A 22,723-nucleotide genomic window follows, 5' to 3' on the forward strand; every position below is an offset into this window, starting at 1 on the left:
TGGTTCGGCCGCCGTGGCGGCATATTCGGGCGTCCACGCCCTGCTGACAAACGATGAATGGGAAGGCATCGCATTCCCTGAGCGCATGCAAAACAAGCCCCTGGACCGACTCCCGCCGCTCGAGCTGCTGGCCGCCTTCGAGGCGGCCGCGCGCCATCTGAGCTTCACCAAGGCCGCCGCCGAGCGCTTCGTCACCCAGTCGGCGATGAGCCGGCAGATCCGCGCGCTGGAGGAGGACCTGGGCCTGCCCCTGTTTCAGCGCCGCCACCGCGCCCTGGCGCTGACGGCCGAGGGCCAGCGCCTGCTGGCGGCCTGCACCCAGGCCCTGGGTGGCCTGCGCGGGGCGATGCGCGAGCTGCGCGCGCCGCTGCAGCGCGAGCTGCTGTCGCTGACGACGACGCCGGGCTTCGCGGCGCTCTGGCTGATCCCGCGCCTGACCGCCTTCACGCGCGCCCATCCGGGCATCGACGTGCGCGTGGACGCCACGCTGGAAAACCGCAACCTGGCGGCCGAAGGCTTTGACCTGGCGGTGCGCTATGCCCGCGTGGGCGAAGCCGGACGCCAGCTGTTCGCCGAGGCCATGCAACCGATCTGCAGCCCGCGCCTGGTGGATGAGCTGGGCCTGCCGCTGCGCGAGCCGGCCGACCTGGCCCGCCACACGCTGCTGCACATCGCCCTGGACATGGACACCGCCGGCATGCCGGCCGAGTGGGAGGCCTGGCTGGTCGCATTCGGCCTGTCCGACCTGCGCCCGGCCGCGCGCCTGAGCTTCACCAGTTATGCCGAAGCGGTGGCGGCCGCGGTGGCCGGCCAGGGCGTGGCCCTGGGGCGCCGCCCGCTGGTGGACGACCTGCTGGCCAGCGGCCAGCTGATCACGCCCTTTGCCGGGCCGGTGGCTTCGGCGCGCGCCTACCAGCTGCGGGTGGACCCGGCCGCCCGCGCGCGCCCGGCGGTGCGCGCCTTCGAGCAATGGCTGTTGCAGCAGGCCGCACCCGCCGGCGGCGGGGCCGGCAGCAAGGAACTCAGTCGCTGAGGCTGACGCCGCGCACGAAGGCGATCCGGTCCTTCAGCGCCTCCAGGCTGGGCGCCGGGTAGCTCCACACCGCATCGGGCAGCAGGTCGCCGTTGACAAACAGGCTGAGCCACTGCTCCTCGCCATAGGCGCTGCGCGAGCGGTGGTTGCTGAAGGTGGTGAACTCGCGCTTGAGGCTGGCAGCCGGGAAGTAGTGGTTGCCGTCCAGCACCAGGGTGTCATCGCTTTCGGCCAACACCACGCCGTTCCAGATCGCCTTCATTCCTTGACCCCCGCCACCATGCCGGTGACTTGTTTGAATCCTTCCACCGGCTTGCCCTTGCGCGCGCGCTTGCCCGCATGGGCCGCCAGGCCGGACAGGCGCAGCAGCTCCTCCTTGGGCTTGTTGCCGCGCGCGATGCCGCTGAGCAGCAGGCCACTGGCAAAGCAGCACACCGCCTGGAGCGTCACCTTGGGCGCCAGCTCCATCAGCATCAGGCCGCGGCCACCCTTGGGCTGGAGCTTGAGCTCGGTCACTGCATAGGTGAGCAGATGGCCGTCTTCGGCCAGGCAGGCCAACTGAGGCTGCTCCGGGCTGACCATGCAGGGACGCAGCGGCAGCTCGCCTGGCTCCAGGCTCAGGAAGGCCTTGCCGACGCGCTTGGAGGCCGTGAGGTCGCCCACCGTGGCCACCAGGCCGTAGCCGCCGCTTCCGGCCAGCACCACCGATTGCCCGGCCGGGCCGGCGATGTAGTGCAGCAGCTGGGTGCCCGGCTCCAGCTCGATCAGGCTGGTCACCGGCGCGCCATCCCCCCGGCCGCCCGGCAGGGCCGAGACCGCCACCGAGTAGCTGCGCCCGCTGGAGCCCAGTGCAATCAGGGTGTCCACGCTGCGGCAGCGGAAGGCGTCGTAGAGCGCATCGCCGGCCTTGAAACCCAGGCCGTTGATGTCCACCTCATGGCCCTTGAGCGCGCGCGCCCAGCCCTTTTGGCTGATGACGACGGTGACGGGCTCGTCCACCACCTTGAGCTCGGCCACGGCGCGCTTCTCGGCCTGGATCAGGGTGCGGCGCGCGTCGCCGAACTGCTTGGCGTCGGCCTCGATCTCCTTGACCATCAGGCGCTTGAGCGTGCCGGGGTTGCCGAGGATGTCGCGCAGTTTGTCGGCTTCGTCGCGCAGGTTCTTCAGCTCCTGCTCGATCTTGATCGCCTCCAAGCGCGCGAGCTGACGCAGGCGGATCTCGAGGATGTCCTCGGCCTGCCGGTCGCTGAGTCGGAAGCGCTCGATCAGCGCGGCCTTGGGCTCGTCGCTGGCGCGGATGATGGCGATCACCTCGTCGATGTTCAGCAGCACGATCTGCCGGCCTTCGAGGATGTGGATGCGGTCCTCGGCCTTCTGCAGGCGGTACCGGCTGCGCCGCTCGATCGTGGTCTGGCGGAACTGCAGCCACTCCAGCAGCAGCTCGCGCAGGGTCTTCTGCACCGGCTTGCCGTCCAGGCCGACCATCGTCAGGTTGATGGGCGAGCTGGTTTCCAGGCTGGTGTGGGCCAGCAGCACCTGGGTCAGTTCCTCCACCGCCACGGTGCGGCTCTTCGGCTCGAACACCAGACGCACCGGGGCGTCCTTGCTGCTCTCGTCGCGCACCCCGTCCAGCACGGCCAGCAGGGTGTTCTTCAGCTGCAGCTGCTCGGGCGTGACGGCCTTCTTGCCGGTCTTGACCTTGGGGTTGGAGATTTCCTCGATCTCCTCCAGCACCTTCTGGCTGGAGACGCCGTGCGGCAGCTCGGTGATGACCAGCTGCCACTGCCCGCGCGCCAGGTCCTCGACCTTCCAGCGCGCGCGCAGCTTCAGCGAGCCGCGCCCCGATGCATAGGCGGCGCGGATGTCCTCGGGCGCCGAGATGATCTGTGCGCCACCGGGGAAATCGGGGCCGGGGATGGCGGCGTACAGCTCGTCATCGCTCAGCTTGGGGTCGCGCAGCAGCTTCACCGCCGCCTCGGCCACCTCGCGCAGGTTGTGGCTGGGCACTTCGGTGGCCATGCCCACGGCAATGCCGCTGGCGCCATTGAGCAGCACGAAGGGCAGACGCGCCGGCAGGGCCTGCGGTTCCTCGGTAGAGCCGTCGTAATTCGGTGTGAAGTCGACGGTGCCTTCGTCGATTTCTTCCAGCAGCAGGCGCGCCAGCGGCGTCAGGCGGGCCTCGGTGTAGCGCATCGCGGCGGCGCCGTCGCCGTCGCGGCTGCCGAAGTTGCCCTGGCCGTCCACCAGCGGGTAGCGCTGGGCGAAATCCTGCGCCATGCGCACCAGGGCGTCGTAGGCGGCCTGGTCGCCATGGGGGTGGAAGCGACCCAGCACATCACCCACCACGCGCGCGCTCTTCACGGGTTTGGCGCCATTCGCGCCGCTCCAGGCCAGGCCCATGCGGAACATCGCATACAGGATGCGGCGCTGCACCGGCTTCTGGCCGTCGCTCACCACCGGCAGCGCCCGGCCCTTGACGACCGAGAGCGCGTACTCCAGGTAGGCGCGCTGGGCGTATTCGCCCAGATTCAGGGCATCACCGTCCTCGCTACCCCCGCCGCCCTGAGGGCCTTGGGGTGGGGGCACGTCATCCATCAAACTCAACTGCTCGGGCATCGGGGTCACCTCGGGAGGGCGCGCATTGTCTCCAAAGCGCGGTGCGGCAAAGCGCACACCCGCCTTGGGGCCGACCCGCCAGGCTGGGCGCGCTGGCTGCTACCCTCGCGACCCTTTGCCCAAGACGGATCGGGAGCACAAGGTGGGAATCGCAATTCAGCGCTGGTTCTGCGGCGCCATTCTGGGAAGCAGTCTCCTCTTGACGGGTTGCGGCGGAGGGGACGTGGCTCAGCCCCCAGCACCCGCCGAGCAGGCAGCTGCGGCGCTGCGCGTGCGTGCCTTGTCGAGCCCCTCGGCCAGCTCGGCGGACAGCGCGGCCGTGGACCCCGAGGAAGCCGCGCGCCAGCTGTTTGAGTTCGCGCAGGTCTATTACCCCGAGTACTTTCCCGGCACACCGGCCACGGCCAGCGCGCTCGGCTACCTGTACCGCTATTACGAGAGCACCGGCATCTACCTGGGCGTGCGCGAGGGGCAGGTGTACGTGCTCGGCGGCTTTTTCGGCACCGAGATCAAGCCGGTGGGCGAGCTGACGCAGTTCATCACCCCCCTGCCCCGCACCGCCTCGCGGCTGTGTGCGGCCGGAGCCGGGTTTGAACGCTTTGCGAGCTTCGCCCCCCAGGTAGGCAAGAACGTCGGGCTGACGGTGGCCGGCTGCGGCGGTGCCATCGCCTCGGTGCAGTGGCGTCAAACCGGCGGCGCCAGCGTGCCGCTGCCGGCCGACAAGACGCAAACCATCAGCTTCGACCCGCCGGAGCCCGGCAGCTACGCCTTCGAGGTGAGCTACAAGGATTCGCTCGGCGTGGAGCGCAAGGAAGCCCAGACCGTTCAGGTGGCGGCCGCCCCCAGCAGCGAAACCGCACGCCTGACCCTGCGCGCCAGCCACTCCGTGCGCATGGGCGGCAAGGTCTCGCTGCGCGCCTGGCCCAGCCTGCCGGAGGGCGACAGCCTCAAGACCATCGTCTGGACCCAGCTCGAAGGCCCGACCGTCACCCTGGACACGCGCAACCCGCGCCAGGCCCTGTTCACCGCCCCCACGGTCGCGCGCGACACCCTGATCCGCCTGCGCGCCACGCTCTACACCGCGCAAGGCAAGGTGGACAGCGACGAGGCCATGGTGCTGGTGGAATACAAGCAGCAGGCCCCGGCGAGCGACACCAATGCCATGTGGGCGGGCGACCAGATCTCGCGCACCTACCCCTACAAGCCGAACGGGCCCTACGCCAGCGTGCTGCGCAACTGCGTGTACGACCCCGGCATCTACCACTCGGGGCCGCGCTACAACGTCTGCCTGCTCAGCACCCTGCCCTTCATCGCCCAGCAAAAGGGCGGTGCCACCCCCACGGTGGACGAAGTGATGGACCGCGTGCTGGTCTCGCACGACTGGCTGGGCCGCAACTTCGAAGCCTTCCTGCGCGAGCACGACACGAATGGCGACATGCGCCGCATGCTGGGCAGCGTCACCGCCATCGTGCTTTCCACCCACATCCGGCCGTCGTTCTATTACGCCGGCACCGGGGCGATCTATCTGGACGGCGAGTCCTTCTGGCTGACGCCCGAGGAGCGCGACACGATGAACGAGGCGCCCGACTACCGCAGCGAATTCGGCAACGCCCTGCAGTTCGACACCCTGTGGCGCTACACCAAGGACAACCAGCGCCTGTTCAAGTACTACGACCCCGCCGCGCGCATCACCCGCCCGCTGGACGAGGTGCGCAACGAGGCCACCTGGCTGATGTTCCACGAACTGACCCATGCGCTGGACTTCATGCCACCGTCCGCCTACAGCAGCCTGCAGAACTTCCGCAGCGCATGGGACAACATCTACCCGCGCTACGCGAACTACCAGCTCACATCGGACCGGGTGCAGGCGCTCTACCCGCTGAGCTCCCAGCCGATGCTGGCGCTGGGCGACGTGCTGTTCCGCGGCAAGACAGCCACCGCCCAGCAAAAGGCCTACACGCCCGCCGACATCGCCGGCTTCTTCGCCCCCGACCTGGCGACGGACGACTACGCCTACTCCACCTCGCGCGAAGACACCGCGATGACGCTGGAGGAGTTCCTGATGCAACGGCGCCAGGGCATCCGGCGCGACTTCGCCATTTCCGACGATTTCCCGACCGGCGCCACCGGTTCCAGCATCATCGTGCGCTGGGGCCAGCGCGGCCGCATCGGCGAACCCGCCATCCGCCCACGGGCGCGCGCCGTGGTGGCCGACCTGGCGCCCTGGGCCGGTGAGAACGAAGTCGATCTGCTGCCTGCGCCCATTGCCATGCGTGCCGGCGAAAGCTGGACGGCCAATCTGGAGCAGCCCGCCGCTGCGCCGCGCGTGAAGGCCCAGGCGGCAGCCCTGCCGACGCTGACGCAATGGCAACAGTTGCAGGCCGAGCGCCGTGTCATGCAGATGCGCCACAGCGGCCCCGACAAACCGCTGCCGCCTGCCCCGGCGGGTTGGCAGAGCACCGCGCCGCGGCGCTGATTCAGGACGTCAGACGCTCCGCATCATTCCAGGCCCATCGCCACCCGGGCCTGGTACTCGCGATCCAGCAGGGACATGACGATCAGGCTGTCGTAGCCGTCCGCGCCATCCAGGGTGACGCGCACCGACTCGCGCAGCCGCCCTTCCTCGACGAAGCCTTCGCTGAGGTAGAGCTGGTGCGCCCGCTCGTTCAGCGCCTTCACGTCCAGCCAGAAGCGGTGTGCGTGCATCTGCGTGAAGGCAAGCTTCTTCAACAAGCGCACACAGGCCCTGCCCAGGCCCTGGCCCTTGGTCTGCAGCACCAGGCGCTTGAGCTCGATCGAGCCATGCGGGTTGCGGCAGCCCTGCAGGATGACGAAGCCCAGGCGGTCCTGTTCCGGGCTTTCGACGATGAAGTGCCGGCAATCCGGAAAGCGGATCGCCCCTTCGTGCTGGGTGCGCTCCCAGGGGGTAATGAAGGGGCGGTTGGCACCGTCCTGCTCCACGCTGACGACCCAGTCCAGGTCGCTCAGCATGGTGGGGCGCAGGCGGGGGGTCACAAATCGCTCAACCATTGGTGGGTTCACCTTGCTCTCAAAGGCTGCAGCTTGACCAGGTTCTTTCAGCCACGGTCGTCACGCTCAGCCCAGGCCTGCCAAGGGCGAAGCCCCTCCTGCAAACCATGAGGCTCTAGCTCCAGGTCTCCGACAGGGATGTGAATGGCACGGGCTTCATCCCATGGATGGACCTTGAGGGGCAGAACAAGCCCAAGCAGCCAGTGCCTTCTGATCGGAACATGACTCGGCACGCGAACCTGCAGGAACGGTTGCTTCGACTCCTTCGACTGGACGACGTCAAGGCCCGAAATGTCACGCCAGGGAATCAGGCCGCGCCCAACCACGCTAACGCCGCGGGCGTCGAAACGAACTGCAAACCCTTGCCAATGCGCCTTCCACATCAAGCGGAGCGCGGTAACCACCCCATGCACCATGCCCAGTGCAGCGCAGAGCATGGCCAATGACATTGCCACAAGCACAGTGACAGAAACGTAATTCCAGAAGGTCACCAACTCGGCGCGCTTCAACAGGACTGCATAAATGAGCCCGGGCACAAACAGCAGCAGGGGAAGAAATGTGGCGACGTACAAGTACCGGACAAAGGCACCAGGGGCGAAGCTGATTACGAAATCCGGCCCGCCCGGGCCAGATTGGACAGGTGGATCCCCTCTGCTCAAACATCCACCTCAACGGAGTCGCCCAGGCGCTCCATCAGCTCGCGCCGCGCCGCCGCCTCATTGCGGCCCATCAGCTGGGTCAGCACCTGCGCAGCCGCCTCGGCGTCTGGGGCGCTGACACGCAGCAGGCGCCGGGTGTCCGGGTTCAGCGTGGTGTCCCAAAGCTGCTCGGCATTCATCTCGCCCAGGCCCTTGAAGCGGCTGATGGTCCAGCTGCCTTCGCGGGCGCCTTCCTTGCGCAGCTTGTCGAGGATGGCGGTGAGCTCGCCCTCGTCCAGCGCATACAGCTTGACTGGCGGCTTCTTGCCGCGCGCCGGGGCATCCACGCGGAACAGCGGCGGTCGGGCGACGAAGACGTTGCCCGCCTGCACCAGGGCCGGAAAGTGCTTCTGGAACAGCGTGAGCAGCAGCACCTGGATGTGGGCGCCGTCCACGTCGGCGTCCGAGAGGATGCAGACCTTGCCGTAGCGAAGGCCGCTCAGGTCAGGGTTGCTGTCCGGCGCATGGGGGTCGACGCCAATGGCCACCGCGATGTCGTGCACCTCGGTGTTCTTGAAGAGCAGGTCGCGCTCGACCTCCCAGGTGTTCAGCACCTTGCCGCGCAGCGGCAGGATGGCCTGGGTTTCCTTGTTGCGGCCCATCTTGGCGCTGCCGCCGGCCGAGTCACCCTCCACCAGGAAGAGCTCGTTCAGGTTCAGGTCTCGGCTCTCGCAATCGGTCAGCTTGCCGGGCAGCACAGCCACGCCGCTGCCCTTCTTCTTTTCCACCTTCTGCGCGGCGCGCTGGCGGCTCTGGGCCTGCTTGATGACCAGCTCGGCCAGCTTCTTGCCTTGCTCCACATGCTGGTTCAGCCAGAGCTCGAAGGCCGGGCGCACGTAGCCGGCCACCAGGCGCAGGGCGTCGCGGCTGTTCAAGCGCTCCTTGGTCTGGCCCTGGAACTGCGGGTCCAGCACCTTGGCACTCAGCACGAAGCTGGCGCGGCCGAACAGGTCCTCCGGCATCAGCTTGACGCCCTTGGGCAGGAGCGAATGCAGCTCGATGAAGGTCTTGACGGCCTGGAACAGGCCGTCCTTCAAGCCGGCCTCGTGCGTGCCGCCGGCCACGGTGGGAATCAGGTTGACGTAGCTTTCGCGCTGGCTGGCGGCCTCTTCGGTGAAGGCCACGCACCAGGCCGCGCCTTCGCCCTCGGCGAAGTTCTCGGTGTCGCTGGCCTTGGCGTAATGGGCGCCCTCGAAGAGCTCGACGATGGGTTCGGCGTTCAGGCTGCCCTGCAGGTACTCGCGCAGGCCGCCCTTGTAGAGCCAGGTCTGCGTCTCACCCTTTTTCTCGTCGGTCAGCGTGACGGTCACGCCCGGCATCAGCACGGCCTTGCTGCGCAGCAGGTGCACCAGCTCGCCGCGCGGCAACTCGGGGGCATCGAAGTATTTGGCCTCCGGCCAGACGCGCACCTTGGTGCCCTGCTTGCGCGGCGCGCCGGGCTGCACCTGCACGGGCTGGATGACGTCGCCATGCGAGAACACGATGCTGGCGGTCTGGCCCTCGCGCTGCACCGTCACCTCCAGGCGCTTGGAGAGGGCATTGGTGACGGACACGCCCACGCCGTGCAGGCCGCCCGAGAAGCTGTAAGCGCCGCCGGCGCCCTTGTCGAACTTGCCACCCGCGTGCAGGCGGGTGAAGACGATCTCGACCACCGGCACACCCTCTTCCGGGTGCAGGCCGAAGGGAATGCCGCGGCCGTCGTCCTCCACGGTGACCGAGCCGTCGGTGTGAAGCGTGAGCGCAATGCGCTTGCCGAAGCCCGCCAGGGCCTCGTCGGCCGCGTTGTCCAGCACCTCCTGCACGATGTGCAGCGGGTTGTCGGTGCGGGTGTACATGCCCGGCCGCTGCTTGACGGGCTCCAGGCCCTTGAGCACGCGGATCGAGGCTTCTCCGTATTGAGGGGTGACTGCCATGACTGTCCCAGTGAAGGGCGCGGATTCTAGGAAGCGCCCAGAATCGCCCCCCTATGTCGCACCCGAAGCACCCTTCTGCCACCCAGATCCTGGCCTGTGGCGCCGCCATCGTCACCCTCTCGATGGGCATCCGGCACGGCTTCGGCCTGTGGCTCCAGCCCATCACCCTGGAGCGCGGCTGGACGCGGGAGGACTTCGCCCTCGCCCTGGCGCTGCAGAACCTGGTCTGGGGCGCCATTGGCCCACTGGTCGGGATCTGGGCCGACCGGGTCGGGGCCCTGAAGCCCTTGCTGGCGGGGGCCCTGCTGTATGCCCTGGGCTTGGCCGGCATGGGCCTGGCGAACACACCCGCCCTGTTCGCCCTGGCCGCGGGGCTGCTCATCGGGGTGGCGCAGTCGGGCACCACCTATGCCGTGGTGTACGGCGTCATCGGCCGCCAGCTGGACCCTGCCAAGCGCAGCTGGGCCATGGGCGTGACGGCCAGCGCCGGCAGCTTCGGCCAGTTCCTGATGCTGCCGATCGAGCACCGGCTGATCGAGGCCTTCGGCTGGCAGCCCAGCCTGTTCCTGCTGGCCGGCGCGGTGCTCTTGATCTTGCCCCTGGCCTTGGGCCTGCGTGAGCCCCGCTTGCAGGCCGGCGGACCGCGCCAAGGCGCGCTGGCTGCGCTGAAGGAGGCCGTGGCCACCCCGAGCTTCCTGTGGCTGACGGCCGGCTACTTCGTCTGCGGCTTCCAGGTCGTGTTCATCGGCGTGCACCTGCCGGCCTATCTGAAGGACCAGGGGCTTTCGGCCGGCGTGGCCACCTGGGCGCTGGCGCTGATCGGGCTCTTCAATGTGTTCGGCACCTACGCTGCGGGCGCGCTGGGCCAGCGTTTCCCGAAGCGCTTCATCCTGTCCTTCATCTACGCCGCGCGCTCGGTGGCCATCGTCACTTTCATCACCCTGCCCATCAGCCCGGCCACGGTGTACGTGTTTTCGGCGGTGATGGGGCTGCTGTGGCTCTCCACCATCCCGCCCACCAATGCCACGGTGGCGCAGATCTTTGGCGTGGCCCACTTGTCGATGCTGGGCGGCATGGTGTTCTTCAGCCACCAGATCGGCAGCTTCCTGGGCGTGTGGCTGGGCGGCTTGCTGTACGAGCAGACGGGCAGCTACCAGGTCGTTTGGTGGATTGCCATTGCGCTGGGCGTGTTCGCCGCGCTCGCCAACCTGCCCGTGCGCGAGCAGGCGCTGCAGCGCCAACCCGTGGCGGCCTGATGCTGCGCAAGCTGATGTTTGGCCTGCTCGCCCTGCTGGTGCTGGGCGCCGTGCTGCTGGCCTGGATCGACCCGGCCTTGATGCAGGCCCTGGCGGAGGGTGTTCGTGGCTGCTTCTGACTGGGTAAGACGCTGGGCGCCGCAGTGGCACGCCGGCATGAGGGCGCTGGACCTGGCCTGCGGCGGCGGGCGCCACAGCCGGCTGTTGCTGGAGCACGGGCTTCATGTCACTGCGGTGGACCGCGACGCCGAGGCCCTGCTGCTGGTTCCCGAACCCGCCCGGGTGCTGTGCGCCGACCTGGAAAGCGGCCCCTGGCCGCTTGATGGCGAGCAGTTCGATCTCGTGCTGGTGACGAACTACCTCTGGCGCCCGCTGCTGCCGCGCATCGTCGACAGCGTGGCCGAGGGCGGCTGGCTGGTCTACGAGACCTTCGCAGTCGGCCAGGAACTACTGGGCCGGCCGCGCAACCCCGATTTCCTGCTGCAGCCTGGGGAGTTGTTGGCTGCGTGCCAGGGCAAGCTCCATGTGCTGGCCTACGAAGACGGCATCGTCAACGGCGCCCGGATCCAGCGCGTTGCCGCGCGCCACCTGCGGCCGCATGAGTCACCGCCCGTCTGGCCGCTCCTAGAATCTCCGGCTCCCCAGGAATCCGCCCCATGAAATCCATCCACGGCAGCATCGTCGCCCTCGTCACCCCCATGCACGCCGATGGCGCGATCGATTACGCCAAGCTGCGCTCCCTGATCGACTGGCACATCGCCGAAGGCACGAACGTGATCGGCGTGGTCGGCACCACGGGCGAGTCGCCCACGGTGAGCATGGAGGAAAACTGCGAGGTCATCCGTGTGGCGGTGGAGCATGCGGCCGGCCGCGTGCCCATCCTGGCCGGAACCGGCGCCAACGCCACACGCGAGGCCATCGAGCTGGCCCGCTACGCCAAGCAGGTGGGCGCCAGCGCACACCTGAGCGTGGTGCCCTACTACAACAAACCCAGCCAGGACGGCATCTACGCCCACTTCAAGGCCATCACCGAGGCCGTCGACCTGCCGCTGATGCTCTACAACGTGCCCGGCCGCACCGTGGCCGATATGGCTCCCGAGACTGCACTGCGCTGCGCCGCGCTGCCGGGCGTGTTCGGCATCAAAGAAGCCACCGGCAACATCGAGCGCGCGGCCTGGCTGATCAAGCACGCCCCCGAGGGCTTCGCCATCTACAGCGGCGACGACGGGACCGCCCTGGCCCTGATGTTGATGGGCGGCGCCGGCGTGGTCAGCGTGACCAGCAACGTTGCGCCGAAGCTGATGGCCCAGATGTGTGCCGTCGCCCGCGCCGGTGAAGTGGCCAAGGCCACCGCGCTGCACTTCCAGTTGCTGGCCCTGCACAAGCAGCTCTTCTGTGAACCCAGCCCGGCCCCCACGAAATGGGCGCTGAGCCGCCTGGGCCACATCGAGAACAATCTGCGTCTGCCCCTGCTCCCGCTCACCCCCGCCGGCCAGAGTGCCGTCGAAGCGGCGATGCGCGACGCGCATTTGCTCTAATCCGCCTCTTTCCCAAGTCAGGACTGCCCTGCCGTGACGCGTTTTCCCCTCCGTGCCCTGAGTCTTGCCCTTGCCGCCGCGCTGGGCGGCTGCAGCTCGTTCGACCCCCTGTTCAACAACGACAAGGTCGATTACCGCACCCAGTCCAAGCAGACCCCTGGCCTGGAGGTTCCGCCCGATCTGAGCCAGCTGCAGCGCCAGGCCCCGCTGGGCGCGGCCGGCAGCGTCAGCGCCGCCGCCCTGGCCACCCAGCCCACGGCCGTGGCCGTGAACACCAACCAGGTGGCGCTGAACAGCGTGCCGGGCGCCGAGATCGTGCGGGTTGGTGCGGTGCGCCTGATCCGCACCAGCATGAGCCCCGAGGAAGTCTGGCCCGTGACCCGCGCCTTCTGGACCGAGCTGGGCTTTGACCTGCCCAAGGACCAGGCCGATGTGGGGGTGCTGGAAACCGACTGGAAAGAAAACCGCGCCAAGCTGCCGAAGGACTTCATCCGCCGCACCATCGGCACGGTGCTGGAAGGCCTGTATTCCACCGGCGAGCGCGACCAGTTCCGCACCCGCCTGGAGCGCGTGGACGGCAAGACCGAGATCACCGTGACGCACCGCGGCATGCACGAGGTCTACACCAACGCGCAGCGCGACCAGGTGGTGTGGACGCCGCGCCCGGCTGACACCGAACTGGAAGCCGAGATGCTCAGCCGCTTGCTGCTGCGCCTGGGCGGCAAGGCCCCGGTGGCCCTGGCCGAAGCCGGCAAGGCCCCGGCAGCCACCCCCCCCAGCGCACCGGCCGTCGATCCGGCCAAGCTGGCGCTGAGCGAGGTGCCCAACGAAATCAAGCTGGGTGACGACTTCGAGAAGGCCTGGCGCCGTGTCGGCCAGTCGCTTGATCGCCATGGCTTCACCGTGGAAGACCGCGACCGCCGCGCCGGCCTCTTCTTCCTGCGCTATGCCGACCCGAGCCAGGCCGGCAAAGACGAGCCCAATTTCCTGCAGCGCCTGTTCTCGTCCGACAAGGGCCCGACCACCGGCCGCTACCGCGTGGCCGTGAAGAGCGATGCCAAGGGCTCGGTCGTCAGCGTGCAGGACAGCCAGGGCGTGCAGCAGACCAACGACAACGCCAAGCGCATCCTGGCCCTGCTGCTGCAAGACCTGCGCTGAAGCTTCAAGCAAAGGCCGGCCCTGGTGACAGGGCCGGCCTTTTTCATTGCGAATCGCCAGAAAGACAAAGGCCACCTTGCGGTGGCCCTTGTCTTGATGCGACCCGGCGACAAGCGCCGGGTCCGCGATCTCGTGCTTCTTAGTTGCTGGCGGGAGCCGAGGCAGCTTCAGCAGCGGCGGGAGCCGAAGCGTCAGCTGCGGGGGCCGAAGCCATTTCCGAAGCAGCGGGAGCCGGGGCGGCAACCGGAGCGGGCTCAGCAGCCGGAGCCGGAGCTTCTTCCTTCTTGCTGCAAGCGGCGAGGGCGACGGCGGCCAGCAGGGAAGCCATCAGGATCGACTTTTTCATTGGGGTCCTCTAGAAGACAGGATGGAAAAACAAAATCACCGGTAATTTCGCGGAACCCGCACCAACCGGCGTGGGGTCCAAACCCAGCCGGTGTCCCCACCGGCTAAGCAAGACATCAGAAACCTCGAGCGCCTCTGCTGCCTAGCCCGCCATTATAGGAAGGGAAAACACCGCTTCTTAAAGGCCGAGTTGGGTGAATGGCCAGGCCGGCGAAGAGCGTTGTGCAATTGCATCAAACAGTTCGAACGCCGCGTGCCGATCCGCCGCCAGATGGGGGCCGGCACGCGTCCAGCGCGCCCGGCCATGTTCCAACTCCAGCAGGCGCAGCACCGGGCCATGGTCGGTGGCCAGCAGGCCGGTGGGCCAGTCCGGCCCTACCTCGCCGGGGTCGAAGTCGGCAACGCGCAGCACATGGTCGTAATGGGCGCGCCACTGCATGAAGCGCGGATGCCGACGCGCGCAGGCCTGGTAGTCGGGTGCCAGCATCTCCAGATGCCGCCCACCCCGACCCCAGTGGCCCAGGGCCTCCAGCACCGCGGCGTCGGACCAAGGCCAATGCACGAAGTCCGGGTCCAGCACGACCAGGCGCCGGTTGCCCTCGTTCAAGGCCTCCAGCAGCAAGACCTTGAGGCCGGCCTCAATTGCCACCCAGCCTTCCAGCCGGCCACTCTCGCCTTCAAGGTTCATCACGATGTCGGGCACAGCCACCCCCATTCCATCCAGTCATTGACCAGGGCCTGCGCGCCCTCGCTCAGGCGCGCACGCTCGGCGGCCGCCAGTGTGCGCCGGTCGGCCAGGACGCGCATCAGGCGGAAATCCTGACCGGCCGCACGATAGGCCTCGCCATTGAGAAACACATGCCAGCGGTCGTAAAGCATGCGACTGGCCGGCGCCAGGCGCACTGCCCCAGCAGCCACCGCTCCCGGCTCAAAGACCTGCTGGGGCTTAGGCTCGCTCAGGTACTCGCCCAGCGCACGCGCCAGGCGTTGCGGGTCCTGCATCACGCGCTGCAGGGCATCCTGCGCGAAGTCCTGCAGGCCGGCGGGAATCTGGGCCGGATGCGGTGTCGGTGCGGTGCCGGCGTCGGTGTAGTGCTGTTGCAGCGGCTTGTCAGGTTCGTCCTCGGGGTCGAGCAGGCGCGCCAGCAGCGCATCGGCCAGCTCCCAGCGCGAGGGCGTGCGCAGGCCCACGGAGGCGGTCACGCAGTCCGCCCCCAGCGCCACACCGTCATGCGCCCAGTTGGGCGGCAGGTAGAGGATGTCGCCCGGCTCCAGTACCCATTCGAACTCGGGCTCGAACTGGCGCAGGATCTTGACCGGCAGGCCCTCCACCAATTCGCGCTGCTTCTGGCTCGAGACACGCCAGCGCCGCCGGCCGCTGAGCTGGCAGAGGAAGACGTCGTAGGCGTCGGTGTGCGGCCCCACGCCGCCCTGGTCGCTGGCCCAGGAAACCATCACATCGTCCAGCCGCGCCTCGGGCAGGAAGCGGAAGGCGTCGATCAGCTCGCGTGCCGCCGGGTGCAGGGCCTCCACGCCCTGCACCAGCAGGGTCCAGCCTGGCTTGCTGACCGCCGGCAGCCGCCGGCGCGGGAAGGGGCCATGCGAGAGCTTCCAAGTCTGGGTCTCATTGCCCTGGATCAGGCGGGACTCCACATCCTCGCGCTCGGCCAGCGCGAACAGCTCCGGGCGGTCCAGCCGGCCCAGCCAGGGCAGCGCGGCCTGGCGCAAGACAGCGGGTTTGCGCTGCCAATGGCGGCGCATGAATTGGTCGGGACTCAGGCCGCCCAGCAGGGGCCAGGGCTTGTCAAAGGGTGCATGCATGCGGGCATTGTCAAGGCCCTGTGCGAACATGCCGCGATGGAAGAAGTGCTATCCCCCTGCGTCGTCAGCCTGACCTGGCGCCTCGAAGACGCCCAAGGCGAACTGATCGATACCCTCGAAGAGCCGACCGAATTCCTGGTCGGCGGCGAAGACCTGCTGCCCAAGGTCGAACAGGCCCTGCTGGGCCAGTACATCGGCGCCGAGCTCAGCCTGGCCCTGGAGCCGGCCGATGCCTTTGGTGACTACGAGGCAGAACTGGTCTGCTTCGAGCCCCGCCATCTGTTCCCTGGTGACATCGAGATCGGCATGCGCTTCGAAGGCCTGCCCGAAGGCGCACAGACGCCCGACATGCCGGCCGACGCGATCTACACCGTCACCGAGCTCTACCCCGAGCATGTGGTGCTGGACGGCAACCACCCGCTGGCTGGCATCGGCCTGCGCCTGCATCTGAAGATCCAGGCGCTGCGCGAGGCCAGCGACGAAGAGATTGCCGCCCGCAGTGTGGGCGAGGGTTTCGTCCAGGTGCTGGAGGGCGCCTCCCCGGACGAACCGATCCACTAAGCGTGGCCGGTTGAACCGAAGCCACCCGCGCCGCGGTGGCTGGCGTCAAAGTCATCCACCACGCGGAACTGCGCCTGCAGCACCGGCACGATGACCAACTGCGCGAGCCGGTCCATCGGCTGGATCGTGAAGGCCTGACTGCCGCGGTTCCAGGCGCTGACCATCAGCGGGCCCTGGTAGTCGGAATCGATCAGCCCCACCAAGTTGCCCAGCACGATGCCGTGCTTGTGGCCCAGGCCCGAGCGCGGCAGGATCAGCGCGGCCAGATTCGGGTCGCCCAGGTGGATGGCGATGCCGGTGGGAATCAGCTCAGTCTGCCCGGGTTGCAGCGTCAGCGGCTCGGCCAGAGCGGCGCGCAGGTCCAGGCCGGCGCTGCCGGGGGTGGCGTAGGCCGGCAGGCTTTCGGCCATGCGCGGGTCGAGGATCTTCAGGTCAACGGTATGCATCAGGTCGTTCTTGCGTTCAGTCGCAGGGCGAGTTCGGCCACCAATTGGGTGGCCAGTTCGGTCTTGGGGGCGCGCGGCAGTTCGCGCGCGCCTTCGGCGTCCACCAGCAGCAGGGCGTTGTCGTCCTGGCCGAAGGTGGCGGGGCCGAGGTTGGCCACGATCAGCGGGATGCGCTTGCGCGCTCGCTTGGCCTGGGCATGCTCGAGCAGCTTTTCGCTTTCGGCCGCGAAGCCCACGCAATAAGGCGGATTGGGCAGCGCCGCCACGGTGGCCAGGATGTCGGGGTTCTCGGTGAAGGCCAACGTCGGCGTCTGGCCACTGCCGTCCTTCTTGATCTTGTGCTCGGCGCAGTGCGCGGGCCGCCAATCGGCCACCGCCGCGGTGGCGATGAAAACCTCATGGCCGGTGGCGCGCGGCAGCACCGCGTCCAGCATGGCTTGGGCGGACTGCACGTCGATGCGCTCCACCCCGGCCGGCGTGGGCAGGGCCACCGGCCCGGCCACCAGGGTCACGCGGGCACCGGCGCGCTCGCAGGCCTGGGCGATGGCAAAACCCATCTTGCCGCTGCTGCGGTTGGTGATGCCGCGCACCGGGTCGATGGCCTCGAAGGTCGGGCCGGCGGTGATCAGCACCGAGCGCCCGGCCAGCACCTTGGGCGTGAAGTGGTTGACCAGGGCCTCGAACAGCTCCTCGGGTTCGAGCATGCGGCCGTCGCCGATCTCGCCACAGGCTTGATCGCCCGCCGCGGGGCCGAGGATCAGCGCGCCATCGGCTTCGATCTGGTCGACATTGCGCTGCGTGGCCGGGTGGGCCCACATCTCGCGGTTCATGGCCGGCGCCACCAGCAGCGGGCAGCGCTCAATCGGCCGCGCCAGCGCGGTCAGCGAGACGATTTCATCCGCCCGGCCCTGCGCCAGCTTGGCAATCAGGTCGGCACTGGCCGGGGCGATCAGCATCAGGTCGGCCTCGCGGCCGGCGTTAATGTGATGCATGTTGTTGGGTGCGGCGCCGTCCCACTGGTCCAGGATCACCGGTCGGCCCGAGAGCGCCTGCATCGTCACCGGGGTAATGAACTGCGTGGCGGCCGCACTCATCATGACTTGCACCTGCGCACCGGCCTTGACGAGCAGACGCGTCAGCTCCGCCACCTTGTAGCCGGCAATGCCGCCGGAAAGCGCCAGCAGGATGCGGCGGCCTTGCAAGACATCGCTCATGCGCTCACTCCCGCCGTCCGCTGCGGCTGCGCGCGCCGGGCCAGCGCAATCAACAGGCTCAGCAAGCCGCCCGCGCCCAGCAGCAGCAAGACACCCACGCCCCAGACGAACCACAGCAGCACGGTGAACCAGGAACCCAGATCGGGCCAGCTGAGCAGCCACTCATGCAGCTGCGGCCAGAAGCTCACCAGCGCGGCCTGGATCTCCTCGATCCAGCCGATGCCGAGCAGGTCTTTCAGCCATTCGGGGAACTCGAACAGCGGCACTTCCTGGGTGATCTCCACCCCCTTGCGCCAGCCTTCCCAGTGGATCAGGCCCTTGGCGGCCCAGCACAGCAGGGACCAGAACAGACCCAGCAGGGCCAGCGGAATCCAGACCAGCAGATGCCATCCCATCGTCAACGCCCTCCTTCGCGCTCGAAGCCGTCCAGCACGGCCACCGCGTTCAAGCCCAGATCGGCCGTGGCATAGCCGCCTTCCAGCACGAACAGCGTGGGCAGGCCCAAGCCGGCCAGGCGCGCGCCCAGGCGGCCGAAATCGGCGCGTGCCAGCTTGAACTTGGAGATGGGGTCGCCCTCGAAGGTATCCAAGCCCAGCGACACCACCAGCGCGCTCGCATTCAAGGCCTGCAAGCGGGCGCAGGCCTGCTCCAGCGCGGCGAACCAGCGCTCGGCGGGGGTGCCGGCCGGCAGGGGCAGGTTCAGGTTGAAGCCCCGGCCCTCGCCCTCGCCTTCTTCATCAGCGTGGCCGAGAAAGAAGGGGTACTCGGTGCTGGGGTCGCCATGCAGGCTGGCGAAGAACACATCGGAGCGCGCGTAGAAGATCGCCTGCGTGCCATTGCCGTGGTGGTAGTCCACGTCCAGCACCGCCACGCGCGCGTGGCCCTGGGCGCGCAAGGCCTGGGCAGCCACGGCGGCCTGATTGAGGAAGCAGTAGCCGCCCATGAAATCCGGCCCGGCATGGTGACCGGGCGGGCGGCTGGCCACGAAGGCGGCGCGCGCGCCACCGGCCAGGGCCTGCGCACCGGCCAGCGCGGCGTCACAACCGGCCTTGGCGGCGGCCCAGCTGCCGGCGCTCAGCGGCGTGCCGTTGTCAAAGCTGTAGAGCCCGAGGCGGGCACTGAACTCGCGCGGTTCGAGGTCGCTGCGCAGGGTGCGCACCGGCCAGGTCGAGGGCCAGGGTTGGCGCGCAGCGTTGGCAGGGTCGCGGGCCAGCCAATCGGCCCAGGCGCCTTGCAAAAAACGCAGGTAGCGCTCGGCATGCACCTGGCCGAGCAGCGCGCGGCTGTCCGGGAAGCCTGTGGTTTCGATGCGGTGCCCGGCGGCCTGCAGGGCCTGGTGCACCTGCTCGGCGCGCGCCGGGGTTTCGTGGCAGGGCACCAACTGGCCACGGAAGAACTCGTGGCTGGGTGCGTGCTCGGCGTGGGTGAGGGAGAAGAAGCTCAGCATGGCCCGCGCATTGTGCGGGGCCTCACCCCGTCAACGCCGCTGGAACACCAGATCCCACACGCCATGACCGAGGCGCAGGCCGCGCGCCTCGAACTTGGTCAGCGGCCGGTACGCGGGCTTGGGCGCAAAGCCCAGGGCCGAGTTCTGCAGCGCCGGTTCGGCGCTCAGCACCTCGAGCATCTGCTGGGCATAGGGTTCCCAGTCGGTCGCGGCGTGGAAGTAGCCACCGGGCTGGATGTACTGCACCAGCTCGGCCATGAAGGCCGGCTGCACCAGGCGACGCTTGTGGTGGCGCTTCTTGTGCCAGGGGTCGGGGAAGAACAGGTGCACGCCCTGCAGGCTGGCCTTCGGGATCATCGTGGCCAGCACCTCCACGGCGTCGTGCTGGACGATGCGCAGATTGGTCAGCTGGCCCTCTTCGATGCGTTGCAGCAGCGCCCCCACACCGGCCTCGTGCACCTCGCAGCCGATGAAATCGAACTGCGGCAGGGTGGCGGCAATCTTGGCGGTTGCGTCGCCCATGCCGAAGCCGATCTCCAGCACGCGCGGGGCCTGGCGGCCGAACACCGCGTCCCAGTCGGGCGCCTGCGGGCTGTAGGGCAGCACGTACTTGGGCGCCAGCTCCTGCAGGGCCTTGATCTGGCCCGTGCCCATGCGGCCGCCGCGCTTGACGAAGCTCTTGATGCGGCGCTCGTGCACCGGCTTGTTGTTCTGCTCCTCGCTCATCCGATGACCTCGGCGATCAAGGGCGTGGCGGGTTCGGGGCGCTCGTGGATGACACAGGCGGCCTGGTAGGCGGCAATGGCGCGGTCGGCCGAGGCCTCGTCCATCGCGTGCACGTAGGCCAGGGGCTCGAACTCGTCGATCAGGCGCGCCAGCGGGCGCACGGCCGAGAAGCCGACGCGGTGGTTGATGGCATCGCTGGCCAGGCGGCGGCCGCCGCCCAGCTCGATGACGGCGATGCCGATGGCCCGGGTGTCCTGTGCGGCCAGCACGCCGGCGCGCGGGCAAGGCACGGGCTTCTTGACGGGCGCCAGCTGCAGATGCTTCTCGGGGTGCTCCATCAGGTCGGTGGGGCCGCCCAGGGCGGCGACCATCTGGCCGAAGCGCTCGGCGGCGGCGCCGCTGTCCAGCGCAGCCTGCAGCTTGGTGCGCGCCTCCGCCTCGGTGCGGGCCAGGCCACCCAGCAGGAGCATCTGGCTGCACAGGGCCAGGGTGATCTCGTGCTGGCGCGGCTCGACGTTCAGGCCGCGCAAGTAGTTGACCGCCTCCAGCACCTCGACGGCATTGCCGGCAGAAAGACCCAGCACTTCGTTCATGTCGGTGATGAGCGCGCGAGTCTTCATGCCGGCGCCATTGCCCACGGCGACGATGCTTTCGGCCAGTTCGCGCGCCATGCCCAGGGAATCGCAGAAGGCGCCGCTGCCGTACTTCACGTCCATGGCCAGGCCCTGCAGGCCGGCGGCGAGCTTCTTGCTCAGGATGGAAGCGGTGATCAGCGGCACCGACTCGACCGTGGCGGTCACGTCCCGCGTGGCATAGAAGCGCTTGTCGGCCGGCGCGAGGTCGGCCGTCTGGCCAATGATGGCGCAGCCGAGACGGCGCACCGTGGCGTCGAACAGCGCGGCATCGGGCCGAGTCTGGTAGCCGGGGATGGCCTCGAGCTTGTCCACCGTGCCGCCGGTGTGGCCGAGGCCCCGCCCGGCAATCATGGGCACATAGCCGCCGCAGGCGGCCACCATCGGCGCCAGCATCAGGCTGATCTTGTCGCCCACGCCGCCGGTGGAATGCTTGTCGACCACCGGGCCGGGCATGTCGGGCCAGTGCATCACTCGGCCGGAGTCGCGCATCGCCAGCGTCAGCGCCACCGCCTCGTCGCGGTTCATGCCCTTCAGGAACACGGCCATGCCGAGCGCGGCCACCTGGCCTTCGCTCCAGCTCTCGTCGGTCAAACCCTTGACGAAGGATTGGATCTGCGCGGTGCTCAGCGTGCCGCCGTTGCGCTTGGTGCGGATGATTTCCTGGGCCAGCATCTCAATACCCTTCTTTCAAGGCCGTGCCCACCTTGCCATCCAGCACGGCCAGGATGTCGTCCAGCAGGCCGGACGCGCCGAAGCGCAGGCGCTGCGGGTTCAGCCCGCCCTCCCCCAGGCTGGCGCGCACCAGCTCCAGGTAGTCAGCCCCCTGCGCCACGGTGCGGATGCCGCCCGAGGCCTTGAAGCCGGCGGCCGAGAAGCCGCTGTGGGCGATCTCGTCCAGCATCGCGCGCGCTGCCTCGGGCGTGGCCGAGACCGCGGTCTTGCCGGTGCTGGTCTTGATGAAGTCCGCCCCAGCATTCAGGCTCAGCTGGGTGGCGCGGCGGATCAGCGCCTCGTCCTTCAGCTCGCCCGACTCGATGATGACCTTGAGCGTCAGCGGCCGGCTGGCGTGGCGCACTTCGGCCAGGAACTCGGCCACTTCTTGCACCTGGCCGGCCTTGAGCGCACGCCAGGGCAGCACCACATCGATTTCCTGCGCGCCGGCCTGGGCGATGGCCTCGATGTCGGCCAGGGCGCGCGGCAGATCAAGCGCACCCTCGGGGAAGTTGGCCACCGCGGCGACGCGGATGGCGGGCGGCAGCGCGGCGCGCGCCTGCGTGACGAAGCGCGGCCACACGCACACCGCGGCCACCGGGCCATGGGCGGTCTGGGCCTTGGCGCACAGGGCCGCGGTGCTCTCGGCCGTGTCGCCGTCGTTCAGGCTGGTCAGGTCCAGGCAGCGCAGCAGGGTGCGTGCCGTGTCTTTGGCGCTCATTGCAAGGAACTCAGCTTCATCAAGCGGTCCAGCAACTGGCCCAGGAACTTCGAGGCACGCTCGCCACTTTCCTTGGCTTCGCGCAGGGTCAGCTCATGCGTCAGCGCCTCGGCCGAGAGGCCGGCGGCCATGTTGGTGATGAGCGCCAGGCCCATCACGCGCAGGCCGGCGTGGCGGGCCAGGATGGTGTCGGGCACGGTGGACATGCCGACCGCGTCCGCCCCCCAGGCGGCAAACATGCGGATCTCGGCCGGGGTCTCGAACTGCGGGCCCAGGGCCCAGCAGTACACGCCCTCGCACAGGCGCTGGTCCACTTCCTGGGCCAAGGCCTTGGCCGCCTGGCGCAGTTCCAGGTCGTAGGCGGTACTCATGTCGCAAAAGCGGTCGCTGCCACTCAGGCCCACCAGCGGCGAGCGCTGCGGCGCGTTGATGTGGTCGGCAATCAGCATCAGGCTGCCCGGCGGCTGGTGCTGGCGCAGCGAGCCCGAGGCATTGGTGGAGAGCAGCACCTGCACGCCCCAGGCTTTGAGGCTGCGGATGGGCGCGGCCATGCCGGTGCAGTCGCCGCTCTCGTAGGTATGCGCGCGGCCACGCAGCATGGCCACGCGCTGGCCACCGGCCGTCGTGCCGACCACCACCTCGTTCACATGGCCTTCCACCTTGGGCAGGGGCCAGCCGGGCAGATCGGCGTAGCTGAGGCGCTGGGGGTTCTGCAATTGCTCGCTGGCACCGGACCAGCCCGAGCCCAGCACGACGGCGATCGCCGGCGCCTCGCCGAACACCGCCTTCAGCTTGGCGGCGGATTGCGCAATGGCGGAAGCCAGGGCTTCGCCCTGGAGATAGGGACTGCTCAT

The 22,723-nt window shown here is 68.7% G+C and carries 23 protein-coding genes; 7 read left to right on the forward strand and 16 right to left on the reverse strand.

Translation table 11 applies throughout. The annotated features are described in order from the left end of the window. Positions 1-85 precede the first annotated feature (85 nt). Entirely contained in the window at positions 86-1,033 is a 948-nt protein-coding gene (locus tag I7X39_RS06100) for a LysR substrate-binding domain-containing protein (protein WP_198110086.1), read from the forward strand. Here the strand turns inward: I7X39_RS06100 and I7X39_RS06105 are convergent. Continuing rightward, entirely contained in the window at positions 1,023-1,295 is a 273-nt protein-coding gene (locus tag I7X39_RS06105) for a DUF427 domain-containing protein (protein ID WP_198110087.1), read from the reverse strand. The two genes, I7X39_RS06100 and I7X39_RS06105, sit on opposite strands and share 11 nt — an antisense overlap. Next, on the reverse strand, positions 1,292-3,628 hold the full coding sequence (gene parC / locus I7X39_RS06110; RefSeq protein WP_198110241.1) for a DNA topoisomerase IV subunit A: 2,337 nt from the start codon (positions 3,626-3,628) through the stop codon (positions 1,292-1,294). The genes I7X39_RS06105 and parC overlap by 4 nt, the downstream gene beginning before the upstream one ends. Before the next feature lie 244 nt (positions 3,629-3,872). On the opposite strand from parC, the gene I7X39_RS06115 reads away from it, so the two are divergent. Further along, entirely contained in the window at positions 3,873-6,125 is a 2,253-nt protein-coding gene (locus I7X39_RS06115; RefSeq protein ID WP_198110088.1) for a hypothetical protein, read from the forward strand. Between the two features lie 23 nt (positions 6,126-6,148). On the opposite strand, the gene I7X39_RS06120 is transcribed toward I7X39_RS06115, so the two are convergent. The 3 genes from I7X39_RS06120 to I7X39_RS06130 all read right to left on the reverse strand — a co-directional run bounded on the left by I7X39_RS06120 (position 6,149) and on the right by I7X39_RS06130 (position 9,290). Next, positions 6,149-6,640, reverse strand: coding sequence for a GNAT family N-acetyltransferase (locus I7X39_RS06120; RefSeq protein ID WP_232351747.1), 492 nt, complete (start codon positions 6,638-6,640; stop codon positions 6,149-6,151). Between the two features lie 86 nt (positions 6,641-6,726). Then, entirely contained in the window at positions 6,727-7,251 is a 525-nt protein-coding gene (locus tag I7X39_RS06125; protein WP_198110090.1) for a hypothetical protein, read from the reverse strand. Positions 7,252-7,334: 83 nt separating this feature from the next. Then, a complete protein-coding gene (locus tag I7X39_RS06130) occupies positions 7,335-9,290 on the reverse strand; it encodes a DNA topoisomerase IV subunit B (protein WP_198110091.1) in 1,956 nt (651 codons plus the stop codon). A gap of 53 nt (positions 9,291-9,343) precedes the next feature. Here I7X39_RS06130 and I7X39_RS06135 point away from each other — a divergent pair, with 53 nt between their 5' ends. From I7X39_RS06135 to bamC, 4 genes are all read left to right on the forward strand, one after another. Next, entirely contained in the window at positions 9,344-10,546 is a 1,203-nt protein-coding gene (locus I7X39_RS06135; RefSeq protein ID WP_198110092.1) for an MFS transporter, read from the forward strand. A gap of 156 nt (positions 10,547-10,702) precedes the next feature. Further along, positions 10,703-11,206, forward strand: coding sequence for a class I SAM-dependent methyltransferase (locus tag I7X39_RS06140; protein ID WP_198110093.1), 504 nt, complete (start codon positions 10,703-10,705; stop codon positions 11,204-11,206). Beyond that, entirely contained in the window at positions 11,203-12,084 is an 882-nt protein-coding gene (gene dapA / locus I7X39_RS06145; protein WP_198110094.1) for a 4-hydroxy-tetrahydrodipicolinate synthase, read from the forward strand. Before I7X39_RS06140 ends, dapA begins: the two co-directional genes overlap by 4 nt. A 33-nt stretch (positions 12,085-12,117) precedes the next feature. Then, entirely contained in the window at positions 12,118-13,242 is a 1,125-nt protein-coding gene (bamC, locus tag I7X39_RS06150; RefSeq protein ID WP_198110095.1) for an NlpB/DapX family lipoprotein, read from the forward strand. Between the two features lie 139 nt (positions 13,243-13,381). Here the strand turns inward: bamC and I7X39_RS23130 are convergent, their stop codons facing one another. From I7X39_RS23130 to I7X39_RS06160, 3 genes are all read right to left on the reverse strand, one after another. Then, positions 13,382-13,588, reverse strand: coding sequence for a hypothetical protein (locus tag I7X39_RS23130; protein WP_232351748.1), 207 nt, complete (start codon positions 13,586-13,588; stop codon positions 13,382-13,384). A 177-nt stretch (positions 13,589-13,765) separates the two neighbouring features. Further along, complete coding sequence (locus tag I7X39_RS06155) at positions 13,766-14,275, reverse strand: hypothetical protein (RefSeq protein WP_198110096.1); 510 nt, start codon at positions 14,273-14,275, stop codon at positions 13,766-13,768. Further along, the gene (locus I7X39_RS06160; RefSeq protein WP_198110097.1) at positions 14,275-15,408 is read right to left on the reverse strand and encodes a JmjC domain-containing protein; all 1,134 of its coding nucleotides are present in this window, start codon (positions 15,406-15,408) and stop codon (positions 14,275-14,277) included. The genes I7X39_RS06155 and I7X39_RS06160 overlap by 1 nt, the downstream gene beginning before the upstream one ends. Here I7X39_RS06160 and I7X39_RS06165 point away from each other — a divergent pair. Then, a complete protein-coding gene (locus tag I7X39_RS06165; RefSeq protein WP_375140744.1) occupies positions 15,403-15,969 on the forward strand; it encodes an FKBP-type peptidyl-prolyl cis-trans isomerase in 567 nt (188 codons plus the stop codon). The two genes, I7X39_RS06160 and I7X39_RS06165, sit on opposite strands and share 6 nt — an antisense overlap. On the opposite strand, the gene dut is transcribed toward I7X39_RS06165, so the two are convergent. From dut to I7X39_RS06205, 8 genes are read right to left on the reverse strand one after another with little or no spacing between them, the layout of a single operon-like run. Continuing rightward, a complete protein-coding gene (dut, locus tag I7X39_RS06170) occupies positions 15,966-16,415 on the reverse strand; it encodes a dUTP diphosphatase (RefSeq protein WP_198110098.1) in 450 nt (149 codons plus the stop codon). The genes I7X39_RS06165 and dut overlap by 4 nt on opposite strands. Next, positions 16,415-17,629 (reverse strand): bifunctional phosphopantothenoylcysteine decarboxylase/phosphopantothenate--cysteine ligase CoaBC, encoded by a 1,215-nt coding sequence (coaBC, locus tag I7X39_RS06175; RefSeq protein ID WP_198110099.1) that lies wholly within the window; start codon positions 17,627-17,629, stop codon positions 16,415-16,417. The genes dut and coaBC overlap by 1 nt, the downstream gene beginning before the upstream one ends. Then, positions 17,626-18,024 carry a hypothetical protein gene (locus I7X39_RS06180; RefSeq protein ID WP_198110100.1) on the reverse strand — a complete coding sequence of 133 codons (399 nt, stop codon included), beginning with the start codon at positions 18,022-18,024 and terminating at the stop codon, positions 17,626-17,628. The genes coaBC and I7X39_RS06180 overlap by 4 nt, the downstream gene beginning before the upstream one ends. A 2-nt stretch (positions 18,025-18,026) precedes the next feature. Next, a complete protein-coding gene (locus I7X39_RS06185; protein WP_198110101.1) occupies positions 18,027-19,076 on the reverse strand; it encodes a histone deacetylase family protein in 1,050 nt (349 codons plus the stop codon). Between the two features lie 30 nt (positions 19,077-19,106). Continuing rightward, positions 19,107-19,859: a tRNA (guanosine(46)-N7)-methyltransferase TrmB gene (trmB, locus tag I7X39_RS06190; RefSeq protein ID WP_232351787.1), complete on the reverse strand. Its 753-nt coding sequence runs from the start codon at positions 19,857-19,859 to the stop codon at positions 19,107-19,109. Beyond that, positions 19,799-21,109 (reverse strand): thymidine phosphorylase, encoded by a 1,311-nt coding sequence (gene deoA, locus I7X39_RS06195; protein WP_198110103.1) that lies wholly within the window; start codon positions 21,107-21,109, stop codon positions 19,799-19,801. Before deoA ends, trmB begins: the two co-directional genes overlap by 61 nt. A gap of 1 nt (position 21,110) precedes the next feature. Continuing rightward, a complete protein-coding gene (gene deoC, locus I7X39_RS06200; RefSeq protein WP_198110104.1) occupies positions 21,111-21,869 on the reverse strand; it encodes a deoxyribose-phosphate aldolase in 759 nt (252 codons plus the stop codon). Further along, positions 21,866-22,723: a purine-nucleoside phosphorylase gene (locus I7X39_RS06205; RefSeq protein ID WP_232351749.1), complete on the reverse strand. Its 858-nt coding sequence runs from the start codon at positions 22,721-22,723 to the stop codon at positions 21,866-21,868. The genes deoC and I7X39_RS06205 overlap by 4 nt, the downstream gene beginning before the upstream one ends.

The organism is Inhella proteolytica (assembly GCF_016093275.1).
Classification (GTDB): Bacteria; Pseudomonadota; Gammaproteobacteria; order Burkholderiales; family Burkholderiaceae_C; genus Inhella; species Inhella proteolytica.

What these genes read in the sequence shown, in the direction of transcription:
- I7X39_RS06205 (WP_232351749.1), bottom strand. Translation starts at nt 22,723, where the DNA reads ATGAGCAGTCCCTATCTCCAGGGCGAAGCCCTGGCTTCCGCCATTGCG.
- I7X39_RS06140 (WP_198110093.1), top strand. Translation starts at nt 10,703, where the DNA reads ATGAGGGCGCTGGACCTGGCCTGCGGCGGCGGGCGCCACAGCCGGCTG.
- coaBC (WP_198110099.1), bottom strand. Translation starts at nt 17,629, where the DNA reads ATGAGCGATGTCTTGCAAGGCCGCCGCATCCTGCTGGCGCTTTCCGGC.
- I7X39_RS06135 (WP_198110092.1), top strand. Translation starts at nt 9,344, where the DNA reads ATGTCGCACCCGAAGCACCCTTCTGCCACCCAGATCCTGGCCTGTGGC.
- I7X39_RS06185 (WP_198110101.1), bottom strand. Translation starts at nt 19,076, where the DNA reads ATGCTGAGCTTCTTCTCCCTCACCCACGCCGAGCACGCACCCAGCCAC.
- I7X39_RS06165 (WP_375140744.1), top strand. Translation starts at nt 15,403, where the DNA reads ATGCATGCGGGCATTGTCAAGGCCCTGTGCGAACATGCCGCGATGGAA.
- I7X39_RS06180 (WP_198110100.1), bottom strand. Translation starts at nt 18,024, where the DNA reads ATGGGATGGCATCTGCTGGTCTGGATTCCGCTGGCCCTGCTGGGTCTG.
- I7X39_RS06120 (WP_232351747.1), bottom strand. Translation starts at nt 6,640, where the DNA reads ATGCTGAGCGACCTGGACTGGGTCGTCAGCGTGGAGCAGGACGGTGCC.
- deoC (WP_198110104.1), bottom strand. Translation starts at nt 21,869, where the DNA reads ATGAGCGCCAAAGACACGGCACGCACCCTGCTGCGCTGCCTGGACCTG.
- I7X39_RS06105 (WP_198110087.1), bottom strand. Translation starts at nt 1,295, where the DNA reads ATGAAGGCGATCTGGAACGGCGTGGTGTTGGCCGAAAGCGATGACACC.
- I7X39_RS23130 (WP_232351748.1), bottom strand. Translation starts at nt 13,588, where the DNA reads ATGAAAAAGTCGATCCTGATGGCTTCCCTGCTGGCCGCCGTCGCCCTC.
- I7X39_RS06155 (WP_198110096.1), bottom strand. Translation starts at nt 14,275, where the DNA reads ATGAACCTTGAAGGCGAGAGTGGCCGGCTGGAAGGCTGGGTGGCAATT.
- I7X39_RS06160 (WP_198110097.1), bottom strand. Translation starts at nt 15,408, where the DNA reads ATGCATGCACCCTTTGACAAGCCCTGGCCCCTGCTGGGCGGCCTGAGT.
- I7X39_RS06130 (WP_198110091.1), bottom strand. Translation starts at nt 9,290, where the DNA reads ATGGCAGTCACCCCTCAATACGGAGAAGCCTCGATCCGCGTGCTCAAG.
- dut (WP_198110098.1), bottom strand. Translation starts at nt 16,415, where the DNA reads ATGCATACCGTTGACCTGAAGATCCTCGACCCGCGCATGGCCGAAAGC.
- I7X39_RS06100 (WP_198110086.1), top strand. Translation starts at nt 86, where the DNA reads ATGCAAAACAAGCCCCTGGACCGACTCCCGCCGCTCGAGCTGCTGGCC.
- deoA (WP_198110103.1), bottom strand. Translation starts at nt 21,109, where the DNA reads ATGCTGGCCCAGGAAATCATCCGCACCAAGCGCAACGGCGGCACGCTG.
- dapA (WP_198110094.1), top strand. Translation starts at nt 11,203, where the DNA reads ATGAAATCCATCCACGGCAGCATCGTCGCCCTCGTCACCCCCATGCAC.
- parC (WP_198110241.1), bottom strand. Translation starts at nt 3,628, where the DNA reads ATGGATGACGTGCCCCCACCCCAAGGCCCTCAGGGCGGCGGGGGTAGC.